The sequence below is a fragment of the Vibrio sp. A1-b2 genome, assembly GCF_021726015.1.
Classification (GTDB): domain Bacteria; phylum Pseudomonadota; class Gammaproteobacteria; order Enterobacterales; family Vibrionaceae; genus Vibrio; species Vibrio diazotrophicus.
Genome location: NZ_JAKKCI010000001.1, coordinates 757,039 through 769,684, shown reverse-complemented (window position 1 = coordinate 769,684; position 12,646 = coordinate 757,039). Strand labels below are relative to the sequence as shown.

Sequence of the window (12,646 nt, the reverse complement as noted above, 5' to 3'; positions counted from 1 at the left end):
TCTACTTTAACCCGATTGACTTAACGGAAGTCGCCTAAGCGGCTAACAATAGGATAAGAATAATGCCAATCAGCACGCCACAAGAAATTATTGAAGATATCCGCCTTGGTAAAATGGTTATCCTGATGGATGACGAAGACCGTGAGAACGAAGGCGACTTAATCGTTGCTGCGGAACACATTACGCCAGAAATTATTAACTTTATGGCGACACATGGCCGTGGTTTGATCTGTCTGACTATGACCAAAGAGCGCTGTGAAAAGTTAGGCTTGCCACCAATGGTGCAAGACAACAACGCTCAGTACAGTACTGCCTTCACAGTATCGATTGAAGCGGCAGAAGGTGTAACTACGGGTATTTCTGCAGCAGACCGCGCTCGCACCGTTCAAGCGGCAGTGGCAAAAGATGCTAAAGCGTCTGATCTTGTACAGCCGGGGCATATTTTCCCGCTGACAGCTCAAGATGGTGGTGTTTTAGTTCGTGCTGGTCACACTGAAGCGGGTTGCGATTTGGCTCGTCTTGCTGGATTAGAACCTGCGTCTGTAATTGTGGAAATTCTTAACGATGACGGCAGCATGGCTCGTCGCCCTGACCTAGAAATTTTTGCAGAGAAGCACGGTATTAAACTCGGCACAATCGCTGCACTGATTGAACATCGCAATAACACAGAAACGACGATTGAACGCGTAGCTAAGTGCAAACTGCCAACAGAATACGGTGATTTTGAATTGGTTACTTACCGCGACATCATCGATAACCAAGTTCACTTTGCGATGCAAAAAGGCGATTTAACGGAAAAAGCGCCATTAGTTCGTGTTCATCTACAAGACATGTTTACAGACATTCTTCACAGCAACAGAAGCTCTGATCGCAGTTGGACTCTACAAAGTGCGATGAAACGTATAGCTGAAGAAGGTGGTGTACTGGTCATTCTGGGCAACGAAGAGTCGAGTGATCTTTTGGTTCACCGCATCAAAATGTTTGAGCAGCAAGACAGTGGTGATGCGCCAGCAATGGCTAAGAAGCAGGGTACGTCACGCCGTGTAGGAGTGGGCTCGCAAATTCTAGCTGACTTGGGGGTTCGTGATATGCGTTTGCTCTCTTCACCAAACAAAAAGTATCACGCACTAGGTGGCTTTGGTCTGAACGTTGTTGAGTACGTTTGCGAATAATCCAAAAAGCTAGGCGCTAAAATTAACCCGTAATAGATTTCTATTGCGGGTTAAATTTCATCTTTATTTTTAATTCAAGTGATTGAATGTCGGTTATTCATAACTATGCGAGCCAATTTCCATTAGATATAGCTCACAAACTTATGCTAGAATCCGGCGATTCTCACTTGATGAACCAGAGTTAAAGGAAAGCTTATGAAAGTGATAGAAGGTGGTTTCCCAGCACCCAATGCAAAAGTAGCGATTGTGATTTCTCGTTTCAACAGTTTTATTAACGAAAGTCTATTGTCTGGTGCCATCGACACTTTGAAGCGTCACGGTCAGGTGAGCGACGATAACATCACTGTGGTTCGCTGCCCAGGTGCAGTTGAACTGCCACTTACTGCGCAACGTGTTGCAAAAACAGGTAAATTTGACGCTATCGTTTCTCTAGGCTCAGTGATCCGTGGTGGTACACCACACTTTGACTATGTTTGTAGTGAAATGAATAAAGGTTTGGCACAAGTGTCTATGGAATTCAGCATTCCAGTGGCATTTGGTGTACTAACTGTTGATACAATCGATCAAGCTATTGAACGCGCAGGAACCAAGGCTGGTAATAAAGGTGCAGAAGCTGCACTAAGCGCACTTGAGATGATTAACGTTCTTTCTGAAATTGATTCCTAATGGGGGCCAGTGTGAAACCAGCCGCACGTCGTAATGCACGTCAATTTGCGCTACAAGCTATTTATTCGTGGCAAATTACTAAAGATAATGTTGCAACAATTGAAGAGCAATTTTTATCAAATGGTAAGTATGATGAAGAAGAGCATCACGCATCTGAACCAGCACTAGCTGCGCCAGAAACTGACGTTGTTTATTTCCGCGACCTTTTAGCGGGTGTCGTGCTTAACCACATGGAACTAGATAGCAAGCTAAGACCTTTTGTGTCTCGCCCAATGCAAGACCTAGATATGATGGAGCTAGCATTGCTCCGTCTTGCAATGTACGAGATGACTCGTCGTGATGATGTACCTTACAAAGTCGTTATCAACGAAGCGATTGAGCTAGCGAAAGTATTCGCAGCAGAAGATAGCCATAAGTTTGTTAACGGTGTGCTTGATAAAGCAGCGCCGCACGTACGTAAAAAATCGTAATTCGATTTAGCATATAAAGGTCAGCAATTGCTGACCTTTTTTATATCGTGAATATCAAATGTCTATTCGACAGGATTGGAATGACCGAATGTTTGGTGAATTTAACCTAATCGATAAATATTTTTCTGCTCGTCAAACTCAGCGTAAAGATGTCCATCTCGCGCTTGGGGACGACTGTGCTATTGTGAAAGCGCCGGAAGGTGTACGTATTGCTATCAGTACGGATACCTTAGTAGCGGGCACTCACTTCTTAGCGGATGCTAATCCTGCTTGGGTGGCTCATAAGGCATTAGCCTCAAACATCAGTGATTTAGCCGCAATGGGGGCTACGCCTGCTTGGGTCTCAATGGCGTTAACTTTACCTTCTATTGATGAAGCTTGGCTGAAGCCATTTTGTGACGCGTTTTTCGAACTCGCGAATTACTACAATATCCAGCTTATAGGTGGAGATACAACTAAAGGCCCTCTCAGCATTAGTTTGACAGTGCAAGGATTTGTACCGGATAACCGAGCTTTAACTCGTTCGGGCGCTAAAGTTGGTGACTGGATTTATGTCACAGGTGAACTGGGTGACAGTCAGGCTGGGTTAAGTGTTGTGCTTGATGCTGAAAAAAGGCATGAACCTTTCGCTTTGGAGTTGGAAAAGCGCCATTATATCTCTCACCCGAGAGTCTTGGCGGGACAAGCTCTATTGAACGTCGCTTCGTCCGCGATTGATATTTCCGATGGTCTTATTTCAGACTTAAAGCATATTTTGAATCGCTCACAAGTCGGTGCTTCTATTGATACCAGCCTGTTGCCTATCTCCAAAGAACTCATGCAATTCCTTGGTGATATCTCTGACGCTCAAAAATGTGCTTTAACCAGTGGCGAAGAGTACGAGTTATGTTTTACTGTGCCAGAACAGAATAAAGGTTCGCTTGAAAGTGTGCTTGCGCATACGGGCACCAAGGTGACTTGTATCGGTCAAATTCGACCTCATGGCACATTTGAACTGCACAACAAAGGTAAAAAGCTGAATTGGTCACTGGAAGGATACGATCATTTCAAGGCTGATGTATAAGGTAGAAGTATGACGAATCCTAAATCACTCATATCATTAAGTAATCCTTGGCATTTGCTGGCTACCGGTTTTGGAAGCGGTTTGTCTCCAATTGTTCCTGGTACGGTGGGAACACTGGCTTCAGTACCGTTCTACTTGTTACTTGTGCAGTTGCCTTTATGGTTGTACGTGGCTGTGGTGGTGGTTGCCAGCATCGTAGGGATTAAAATTTGCCAAATTACTTCCGATGACATGAAAGTGCATGATCATGGCTCGATTGTCTGGGATGAATTCGCAGGTTTTTGGATCACTATGCTGGTGGTGCCTATGTTTAATCTGCCAGTTTTCGATTGGAAATGGCTTGTAACTGGCTTTGTCTTGTTCCGTTTTTTCGACATGGTAAAACCTTGGCCAATAGGCTGGCTAGACAAACGTGTTCATGGCGGGCTAGGCATCATGATTGATGATTTAGTGGCGGGTGTGATGTCCGCTGTTAGTCTTGGACTGATTGGCTATTGGGCGGGGTGGATGGCCTAGTCTCTCGGCATTCTTGCGAAGGCAAAAATCTACGAACAGTGCATGACTATTAGATTCCAGCTTTTGCAGTAATCATAGAAAAAATTAAGGTTCCCAATGGGAACCTTTTCTGTTTATAACCGTTGAGTTTACAGTTTTTCGAGGTCTGCTTCGATTTCCGCTATCTTGCTTGCGACCACTTTTTCCAAGTGGCGAAGATCTTTCAATATCTTCTGTTTAACATCGATTTCTTCTGGTGTCTCATGTCGGGTTATTTTATTGAGCTCATCAATAATCAACGTTAAGTTGCGGTTGATTTCTGTGACCTCTTTATATTGATGACTTCCACTGTCAACCAAAACGCTTTTTTTCTGCCTTGGGTATTTGAATTTTACACTTTTGGCGAATAATTCGCCTTTTTGCTTCTTAAAGTAGATTTTTAACACATCTTTTTGCGCCTCTTGGCGTAAAGAGTAGCGTTCTATCTGGCTAGGATCATGAATTCCTAAGCCATTGAGGTGTGGAAACATAAGCGACCTCTAGGTTTGTGTTTTACATCAATTTTATAGGGTCTGAGTAGTTTGAAATTTAGACAGACCCTGAGGTAAATGTAGCAGCCCCGAAGTGTGTTAGATAGCTGATTTTGCTTAAATAGATCAAGTTGTGGACAAGATCGCTATTTATCACAGTTTCAATCCGGTGCGAGTTCTGAAACATTTTCAATTAGTCGTTCACGTAATAGGACTTCTTCTTCTTCGCTCAGCTTGTTTCCTTGTGGGCTGGTTAAGATAAATAAGTCTTCCGCTCGTTCGCCCATAGTGGTGATTTTCGCAGCGTGCAGATCCAAATTTAGCTCAGAGAAGGTAGCACCAACAGTCGCTAGCAGCCCTGGAGTGTCAAGAGCGACGAATTCCATAAGCGTGCGCTTTTTACTTCGGGTCGGCAAAAAGTCGATAGTGGTTTTTACTGTAAAATGCTTCAGCTGACGAGGAAGTCGACGTGTTTTCAGTTCGAGAGCACTTTCGCTTTTTAGCACGTTAACAATGTGCTTACTTAGCGCCTGATGACGAGCTTCTTCAATCACGGATCCATTCTGATCTAGTACCATGAAGGTATCGAGCACATAGCCATCTTTGCTTGTCATGATCTGTGCGTCATGGACGTTAAGGTTGCGTCTGTCCAACTCACCAACCACTTTGGCAAAGAGGGAAGGTTGGTCTTTGGTGTAGACAAATATCTCTGTACCGCCGCGAGGCGCACGTTTACTCAATATCACTAATGGTTGCGTTGGATCTTTGTGGCGAAGTAAATGAGTACAATGCCATGCAATTTGTTTGTGAGTATGTCGCAGGAAATAGTCCGCTTTGAATCTTTGCCAGAGTAACTCAATTTCTCTGCTGCTAAAGCCTTCTTTACGTAACAAAGCGGAAGCAAGCTGTTGGTTGTGGCGAATACGGTCGCGCACATCTACAGGGTTTTCCAGTCCACGGCGCAGGGCGCGTTGAGTTGAATAGAAAAGCTCTGCAAGCAGGGTTCTTTTCCAACTGTTCCACAGTTCAGGGTTGGTTGCACAAATGTCAGCAACCGTCAGACAAACCAAATACTCCAAGTATTCTTCGTCACGTACTTTTTTCGCAAATTCGATGATGACTTCAGGATCGTAAATATCTCGGCGTTGTGCAGTCACAGACATTAAAAGGTGATTGAGCACTAACCAAGAGACAAGTTTGGCCTCTGGCTTTGACAACCCATGTTCGATACAGAAATCATAGGCTTCTCCCGCGCCGATCTCTGAATGGTCTCCACCTCGTCCTTTACCGATATCATGGAAAATAGCCGCAAGAATTAATAGCTCTTTTTTCTGCAATTTAGGATAGATTTCGCAACAGATTGGGTGTCTGTCATGATTCGCTGGATCGCCAAAGGTATTGATGTGTTTGAGAAGTCGAATACTATGCTCATCAACGGTATAAGCATGGAAAAGGTCGAATTGCATCTGACCAACTATTTGGCTCCATTGCGGCAGATAAGCGGCTAGAACGCCCAGTTTGTGCATTAAGCTGAATGCTCTGTGCAACGCATTCGGATGACGCACAAGTTCCATAAACTTTTCGCGAGCTTCAGGAATGGTATGCAAGAATTTGTTCAAACGGCGGCGAGCAGTGCGTAACTGGCGCATGGTTGCCGGAGCTACACCATCAATGGTTGAGTCATTTGCGATATGGAGAAACATGTCCAAAATTGTTTCTGGCCTTGCTTGAAACAGAGCAGGCTTTCTGGCTTCGATCAAGCTACCGCGACGTTGGAAATCTTCATCGAGGACGACGGGTTCACACTCTTCACCATTGTTCAAAATGGCTTGATCAAACAGTTTTAGCAGCATTTTGTTGAGTTCTGCAACTCGGCGAACCGTGCGGTAGAACTCTTTCATCATCATCTCAACCGCTCGGTTGCCTTCACCAGTAAAGCCCAAATGTTCTGCAACTTGTGCCTGCAAGCCAAATGTCAGGCGGTTGTCGTAGCGTTTGAGTTCCATGTGAAGGGCAAAGCGCACTCGCCACAAAAAGTCTTGGCACTCAACCAGCTCTCTATATTCCGCATCGGTTAAAAATCCGTAGCGGCTCATCTCATAAAGGGAGGTCGCGCCAAAGTGGCGGCGGGCAACCCAGCTTAGAGTATGAATGTCACGTAGGCCACCTGGCGTCGACTTGATGTCTGGTTCAAGGTTGTAGGTGGTATCGTGATAACGTGCATGACGTTCACGCTGTTCTTGAATCTTCGCTTTGTAGAAGGTTTCGCTTGGCCAGAAAGATTCTGAATGAATCAGCATCTTCAAGCGGTGGAAGGTATCTTCACTGCCTGCTAATAGTCGTGCTTCTTGTAAGTTGGTTGCAACCGTCAAGTCAGATCGGCCTATCTCTGAGCATTCATCAACAGTGCGAACCGCGTGTCCCACTTCTAAGCGTAAATCCCAAAGCAGAGTAATAAATTCGCTGACTTTACGTTCTGTCTCCTCAGCGATTTTTTTGTTCGAGATGATCAAAATATCGATGTCAGAAAGTGGGTGAAGTTCTCCTCGTCCGTAGCCGCCTACCGCGACTAAGCTAAGCTCAGGGTTGTCAATAAATCCGAAATATTGCCATAAACGATGCAGGAGTAAATCCATATACTCTGAACGTCCTAAAACAAGATCAGCCACTGGGTGGTGATTCAAAAATTCTTGCTTTTGATACTGGGCAAAATGTTCAAGCTGTTGTTTTAACTCACCGATGGTCAGTTGTTCATCAGAAAAAGTTAAAGGAGACTGAAAAGGCATAGTCAAAGCATCCATGCTGGTATCTCTTATTGAGATAACAAATAAGTACGTGTTGAAATGAATCTAACAGATACGAACAGATAAAAAAATATCCCTGAGAGCAGGGATATTTTTATCTGTATTCAATTTTAATTTCGCTTAAGCATTAACGAGGAAGCGAGGGAGTGATTCTTCTTCACGTAAGGTCAGAATTTCACAACCGTCAGCAGTGACTAAAATCGTGTGCTCCCATTGAGCTGATTTCTTGCCGTCTGCAGTGTAAACAGTCCAATCATCTTCATCATCTAAACGACAACCGAACTTACCAGCGTTAATCATTGGTTCGATGGTAAATGTCATGCCTTCACGAAGGATGGTGCGATCACTGTTCTTGTAGTGAACCACTTGCGGCTCTTCGTGGAACTCAGCACCAATGCCGTGACCACAATAGTCACGAACAATAGAAAACTTAGTGCTAGGGTTGTTCTTATTGTTCGTTTTGATGTACTTCTCGATAGTTGTACCGATTTCACCAAGTTGAATACCCGGCTTCACTTTCTTCAGTGATAAGTACAAGCTTTCTTGTGCAACCATACATAGGCGCTTGTCCGCAGGAGATACATCACCCACTAAAAACATTTTCGACGTGTCGCCGTGGTAACCATCTTTGATAACAGTGATATCGATATTGATGATGTCACCGTCTTTTAGTACCGCAGGGCGAACCAATTGACCGAAAGTGGTATCTTGAGTTGCAGGAATACCATGACACACAATGTGGTTGATCGATGTACAGATTGACTTAGGGTAGCCGTGGTAATTGAGAGGTGCTGGGATTGCGCCTTGAACTTCGGTGATGTGTTTATGGCAGATTTGATCCAGCTCTTCAGTGGTCACACCTGCTTTTACATAAGGTTCAATCATTTCTAGAACTTCTGCGGCTAAGCGACCAGCAACGCGCATTTTTTCTATTTCTTCAGCATTCTTAATTTTTACAGACATCGGCTTTACTCTATATATTCGTGTTTGCACTTGGTGTGTGCTAATCGCGTTATTGTATCAGTGGAAAGTGGAAGCGCAAGAAAACACTCAAATAAGAATTGTTATGATCGCCTATAATGACTTCTAAGCGTTGAGCATTTATTGATGGATTTTCACCAGAGTGAGCGTTAGTCGCTGACAAGCGAGAGGCATTTTTTTCTAGCCATAAAGGTGAAAAATATGGTATAAAGCGCGCCGGAATCAAGGTCTGTTTTCTTCTATATAGGCGAATCAGATTTTGTTCCATTAACTTTTATCTTAAATCACACACATTCCGACACGTGTTCCGGGGTGCTCCAAGTATTAGCTTAGGAGTCGGATGCATGGGGGATGTGGAGGCCTAACCCCATAGAGGATTTTATAATGGCAACTGTATCAATGCGCGACATGCTGAAAGCTGGTGTTCACTTCGGTCACCAAACTCGTTACTGGAACCCAAAAATGAAGCCATTCATTTTCGGTGCTCGTAACCGCGTTCACATCATCAACCTTGAAAAAACTGTACCAATGTTCAACGAAGCTCTAGCTGAGCTAGTTAAAGTTGGCGAGAAAAAAGGTAAAGTTCTTTTCGTAGGTACTAAGCGCGCTGCATCTGAAGCTGTTAAAGAAGCTGCTCTTGCAAGCAACCAATACTACGTAAACAACCGTTGGTTAGGTGGTATGCTAACTAACTGGAAAACTGTTCGTCAATCAATCAAGCGTCTAAAAGATCTTGAAGCACAGTCTACAGACGGTACTTTCGACAAGCTAACTAAGAAAGAAGCTCTAATGCGTACTCGTGAAATGGAGAAGCTAGAGAAATCTCTTGGTGGTATCAAAGACATGGGCGGTCTACCAGACGCTCTATTCGTAATCGACGCTGATCACGAGCACATCGCAGTTAAAGAAGCAAACAACCTAGGTATTCCAGTATTCGCGGTTGTTGATACTAACTCTAACCCAGACGGCGTTGACTACGTTATCCCTGGTAACGACGACGCAATCCGTGCAGTTCAACTATACCTAAACGCAGCGGCTGAATCAGTAAATGAAGGCCGTAACAAAGACGTAGCTGTAGTTGCTGAAAAAGACGGTTTCGTAGAAGCTGAATAATAGCGGCTCCGAGTCTCACTTAGCGTATGAGTCAAAAACTGAAACATATGCTAGGTTATAGTTAGTATTGGGGGCCGATAATGTAGGCCCTCAATTTTTACCTTATCCAGAATTTAACTGAGGAATAGAGAATGGCTGTTACTGCTGCTCTAGTAAAAGAACTGCGCGAACGTACTGGCGCAGGTATGATGGAATGTAAAAAAGCGCTTGTTGAAACAAACGGTGACATCGAGCTAGCGATTGAAAACATGCGTAAGTCTGGCGCTGCTAAAGCTGCTAAAAAAGCAGGTAACGTAGCTGCTGAAGGTACTATCGCAATCAAAGAAGCAAACGGTGTAGCTGTTCTTCTTGAAGTTAACTGTCAAACAGACTTCGTTGCAAAAGATGCTAACTTTACTGCGTTCGTAAACCAAGTTGCTGAAGATGCACTAGCGTCTAAAGCTTCTGTTGAAGAACTACAAGCTAAATTCGAAGAAACTCGCGTTGCTCTAGTAGCTAAAATCGGCGAAAACGTAAACATCCGTCGCGTACAATACGTTGAGGGTGCTGCACTAGCTACTTACCGTCACGGTGAGAAGATCGGTGTTGTTGTTGCTGGTGAAGGCGACGCTGAAACTCTAAAACACGTTGCTATGCACGTAGCTGCTTCTCGTCCAGAGTACGTTAACCCTGAAGACGTACCAGCAGACGTAGTTGCTAAAGAGCGTGAAGTTCAAGTTGAAATCGCTATGAACGAAGGCAAGCCAAAAGAAATCGCAGAGAAAATGGTTGAAGGCCGCATGAAGAAATTCACTGGCGAAGTTTCTCTAACTGGTCAACCATTCGTAATGGAACCTAAGAAATCTGTTGGTGAAATCCTTAAAGAGCGTGGCGCTGCTGTTTCTACTTTCGTTCGCCTAGAAGTTGGTGAAGGTATCGAGAAAGCTGAAGGCCTAAGCTTTGCTGAAGAAGTAGCATTGGCTCAAAAAGGTTAATCCTTAGCGAATTGCTTATAAAAAGACCGTAGCCAAGGCTGCGGTCTTTTCACGAATAAGCTGGTGAATGTTTAGCTCGCTCATTTGTATAACTCACGAAGTTATATAGTTCAGCCAGCAGCTTAACCGTGATGAATGTGCTTACTTGAGTAAGCCTATTCATGACTGTTAATCAACAACTCTCTTTGGAAGGTAAAGTCCATGACAACGAACCCTAAACCAGTATATCAACGTATTCTGTTAAAACTTAGCGGTGAAGCGCTTCAAGGTGAAGAAGGTTTTGGTATTGATCCAGCCGTTCTAGATCGTATGGCTCAAGAAGTGAAAGAACTGGTGGAGCTTGGTGTCCAAGTGGGCGTTGTTATCGGTGGCGGTAACTTATTCCGTGGCGCTGGTCTGGCGAAAGCGGGCATGAACCGTGTTGTGGGTGACCACATGGGGATGCTAGCGACAGTGATGAATGGTTTGGCAATGCGTGATGCACTTCACCGTGCGTATGTGAATGCTCGTGTAATGTCTGCAATTCCATTGAATGGTGTGTGTGACGATTACAACTGGGCAGATGCTATCAGCCAGCTACGTGGTGGTCGTGTTGTGATTTTCTCGGCAGGTACTGGTAACCCATTCTTCACAACGGATTCAGCTGCATGTTTGCGTGGTATTGAAATTGAAGCGGATATCGTTCTAAAAGCAACGAAAGTTGATGGAGTGTTCTCGGCTGACCCTGTAGCTAACCCAGATGCTCAGTTGTATGATAAACTTTCTTACAACGACGTTCTTGAGAAAGAATTGAAAGTAATGGATTTAGCGGCATTTACATTGGCTCGTGATCACGGCATGCCGATCCGCGTATTCAATATGAACAAACCTGGCGCTCTACGCCGTGTGGTTATGGGTGAAGCGGAAGGTACGCTAATCAGCGCCTAAGTATAATCACTCTCTAGATGAAACAAGAATTAAGGTGAAATTGTGATTAATGAGATTAAAAGAGACGCTCAAGAGCGTATGGACAAAAGTGTTGAAGCATTAAAAAACACCCTTTCTAAAGTACGTACTGGTCGTGCGCACCCAAGCCTACTTTCTGGTATCTCTGTGGAGTACTACGGTGCACCAACGCCTCTAAGTCAAGTTGCAAACGTTGTAGCAGAAGACGCTCGTACGCTTGCTATTACTGTTTTCGACAAAGAGTTAACGCCAAAAGTTGAAAAAGCGATCATGATGTCAGATCTTGGTCTGAACCCGATGTCTGCAGGCACTGTTATCCGCGTTCCACTTCCTCCGCTAACGGAAGAGCGTCGTCGTGACCTAGTTAAGATTGTACGTGGCGAAGCTGAAGGTGCTCGTGTTGCTGTACGTAACATCCGTCGTGATGCAAACAGCGATCTTAAAGGTCTTCTAAAAGATAAAGAAATTTCTGAAGATGAAGATCGTAAAGCACAAGACGAAATCCAAAAACTGACAGATCTCGCTGTGAAGAAAATCGATGAAGTTCTTGCAGTAAAAGAAAAAGAACTCATGGAAGTTTAATCTCTCATAACTTTCAATGATATAAACGCTGTGCTCGCAGCACAGCGTTTAACTATGCTACTCTTCACCATCTTTTTATCGTCAAAACTTCCTTATGCAAAATTCGCAACTCTCTCCAGAAGCTTTACCACAACATATTGCAATCATTATGGATGGTAATGGCCGTTGGGCAAAAGAGCAGGGTAAACCTCGTGTTTTCGGACACAAAAATGGCGTGGCATCAGTTCGTAAAACTATTTCGACTGCCGCGCGTTTGGGAATCAAAGCTGTCACCTTATTCGCATTTAGCAGTGAGAATTGGCGTCGCCCTGAAGAAGAAGTGGGTGTGCTAATGGAGTTGTTTATGACGGTTCTGACGACTGAAGTTAAGAAACTGCATAAAAATCAATTACGTCTGCGTGTTATCGGTGATAAGAGTCGTTTTAGTGAGCGCTTGCAAAATAAAATTGCTCAGGCAGAAGAGTTAACGAAAGATAATACAGGCATGTTGATCAATATCGCGGCAAATTATGGTGGTCAATGGGATATTACTCAAGCAACCCGAAGCATTGCGGAAAAGGTTGCGCAAGGTGAGTTGGTTGCTTCTGATATTACTGAGGAAACCATCCGTGCACATTTGACCATGTCAGATATTCCTGAAGTTGATTTAATGATTCGTACTGGCGGTGAATGTCGCATCAGTAACTTTATGCTGTGGCAGCTGGCTTATGCTGAGCTGTATTTCACGCCAACTTACTGGCCAGAATTTGGTGAGGAAAGTTTGGTTGAAGCAGTGACTTGGTTTGTTAATCGTGAGCGTCGTTTTGGCTGCACTGGTGAACAAATCAAGGCATTGATGGAAAAATAAAATA

At 44.1% G+C, this 12,646-nt stretch carries 14 protein-coding genes; 10 read left to right on the top strand and 4 right to left on the bottom strand.

The window, feature by feature from the left end:
• Positions 1-62: 62 nt before the first annotated feature.
• The 5 genes from ribBA (at position 63) to pgpA (ending at position 3,887) form a co-directional block, all read left to right on the top strand.
• Positions 63-1,172: a bifunctional 3,4-dihydroxy-2-butanone-4-phosphate synthase/GTP cyclohydrolase II gene (ribBA, locus tag L3V23_RS03550; RefSeq protein ID WP_102966135.1), complete on the top strand. Its 1,110-nt coding sequence runs from the start codon at positions 63-65 to the stop codon at positions 1,170-1,172.
• A gap of 195 nt (positions 1,173-1,367) precedes the next feature.
• Positions 1,368-1,838, top strand: a complete 471-nt coding sequence (gene ribE, locus L3V23_RS03545) for a 6,7-dimethyl-8-ribityllumazine synthase (protein WP_042480155.1) — start codon at positions 1,368-1,370, stop codon at positions 1,836-1,838.
• Positions 1,838-2,308, top strand: a complete 471-nt coding sequence (gene nusB / locus L3V23_RS03540) for a transcription antitermination factor NusB (RefSeq protein WP_042480152.1) — start codon at positions 1,838-1,840, stop codon at positions 2,306-2,308. The genes ribE and nusB overlap by 1 nt, the downstream gene beginning before the upstream one ends.
• An 88-nt stretch (positions 2,309-2,396) precedes the next feature.
• Positions 2,397-3,371, top strand: coding sequence for a thiamine-phosphate kinase (gene thiL / locus L3V23_RS03535; protein ID WP_102966136.1), 975 nt, complete (start codon positions 2,397-2,399; stop codon positions 3,369-3,371).
• A 9-nt stretch (positions 3,372-3,380) separates the two neighbouring features.
• Positions 3,381-3,887, top strand: coding sequence for a phosphatidylglycerophosphatase A (pgpA, locus tag L3V23_RS03530; RefSeq protein ID WP_102954341.1), 507 nt, complete (start codon positions 3,381-3,383; stop codon positions 3,885-3,887).
• Positions 3,888-4,015: 128 nt separating this feature from the next.
• Here the strand turns inward: pgpA and L3V23_RS03525 are convergent, their stop codons facing one another.
• The 4 genes from L3V23_RS03525 to L3V23_RS03510 form a co-directional block, all read right to left on the bottom strand.
• Positions 4,016-4,396, bottom strand: coding sequence for a DUF3461 family protein (locus L3V23_RS03525; protein WP_042480145.1), 381 nt, complete (start codon positions 4,394-4,396; stop codon positions 4,016-4,018).
• Between the two features lie 161 nt (positions 4,397-4,557).
• On the bottom strand, positions 4,558-7,197 hold the full coding sequence (glnD, locus tag L3V23_RS03520) for a bifunctional uridylyltransferase/uridylyl-removing protein GlnD (RefSeq protein WP_102966137.1): 2,640 nt from the start codon (positions 7,195-7,197) through the stop codon (positions 4,558-4,560).
• 123 nt (positions 7,198-7,320) lie between these two features.
• Positions 7,321-8,181 carry a type I methionyl aminopeptidase gene (gene map / locus L3V23_RS03515; protein WP_255209348.1) on the bottom strand — a complete coding sequence of 287 codons (861 nt, stop codon included), beginning with the start codon at positions 8,179-8,181 and terminating at the stop codon, positions 7,321-7,323.
• A 31-nt stretch (positions 8,182-8,212) separates the two neighbouring features.
• Entirely contained in the window at positions 8,213-8,449 is a 237-nt protein-coding gene (locus L3V23_RS03510; protein ID WP_156101997.1) for a hypothetical protein, read from the bottom strand.
• A gap of 116 nt (positions 8,450-8,565) precedes the next feature.
• Here L3V23_RS03510 and rpsB point away from each other — a divergent pair, with 116 nt between their 5' ends.
• The 5 genes from rpsB (at position 8,566) to uppS (ending at position 12,642) form a co-directional block, all read left to right on the top strand.
• Entirely contained in the window at positions 8,566-9,294 is a 729-nt protein-coding gene (rpsB, locus tag L3V23_RS03505) for a 30S ribosomal protein S2 (protein ID WP_042480140.1), read from the top strand.
• 131 nt (positions 9,295-9,425) lie between these two features.
• On the top strand, positions 9,426-10,268 hold the full coding sequence (tsf, locus tag L3V23_RS03500; RefSeq protein WP_042480138.1) for a translation elongation factor Ts: 843 nt from the start codon (positions 9,426-9,428) through the stop codon (positions 10,266-10,268).
• A 201-nt stretch (positions 10,269-10,469) separates the two neighbouring features.
• Entirely contained in the window at positions 10,470-11,195 is a 726-nt protein-coding gene (gene pyrH / locus L3V23_RS03495; protein ID WP_042480135.1) for a UMP kinase, read from the top strand.
• Positions 11,196-11,237: 42 nt separating this feature from the next.
• Positions 11,238-11,795, top strand: coding sequence for a ribosome recycling factor (gene frr, locus L3V23_RS03490; protein ID WP_102966138.1), 558 nt, complete (start codon positions 11,238-11,240; stop codon positions 11,793-11,795).
• A 94-nt stretch (positions 11,796-11,889) separates the two neighbouring features.
• A complete protein-coding gene (uppS, locus tag L3V23_RS03485) occupies positions 11,890-12,642 on the top strand; it encodes a polyprenyl diphosphate synthase (RefSeq protein ID WP_102966139.1) in 753 nt (250 codons plus the stop codon).
• Positions 12,643-12,646 lie beyond the last annotated feature (4 nt).

Coding starts and splice junctions, on each gene's coding strand:
- ribBA (WP_102966135.1), top strand. CDS start 63: ATGCCAATCAGCACGCCACAAGAAATTATTGAAGATATCCGCCTTGGT.
- ribE (WP_042480155.1), top strand. CDS start 1,368: ATGAAAGTGATAGAAGGTGGTTTCCCAGCACCCAATGCAAAAGTAGCG.
- nusB (WP_042480152.1), top strand. CDS start 1,838: ATGGGGGCCAGTGTGAAACCAGCCGCACGTCGTAATGCACGTCAATTT.
- thiL (WP_102966136.1), top strand. CDS start 2,397: ATGTTTGGTGAATTTAACCTAATCGATAAATATTTTTCTGCTCGTCAA.
- pgpA (WP_102954341.1), top strand. CDS start 3,381: ATGACGAATCCTAAATCACTCATATCATTAAGTAATCCTTGGCATTTG.
- L3V23_RS03525 (WP_042480145.1), bottom strand. CDS start 4,396: ATGTTTCCACACCTCAATGGCTTAGGAATTCATGATCCTAGCCAGATA.
- glnD (WP_102966137.1), bottom strand. CDS start 7,197: ATGGATGCTTTGACTATGCCTTTTCAGTCTCCTTTAACTTTTTCTGAT.
- L3V23_RS03510 (WP_156101997.1), bottom strand. CDS start 8,449: ATGGAACAAAATCTGATTCGCCTATATAGAAGAAAACAGACCTTGATT.
- rpsB (WP_042480140.1), top strand. CDS start 8,566: ATGGCAACTGTATCAATGCGCGACATGCTGAAAGCTGGTGTTCACTTC.
- tsf (WP_042480138.1), top strand. CDS start 9,426: ATGGCTGTTACTGCTGCTCTAGTAAAAGAACTGCGCGAACGTACTGGC.
- pyrH (WP_042480135.1), top strand. CDS start 10,470: ATGACAACGAACCCTAAACCAGTATATCAACGTATTCTGTTAAAACTT.
- uppS (WP_102966139.1), top strand. CDS start 11,890: ATGCAAAATTCGCAACTCTCTCCAGAAGCTTTACCACAACATATTGCA.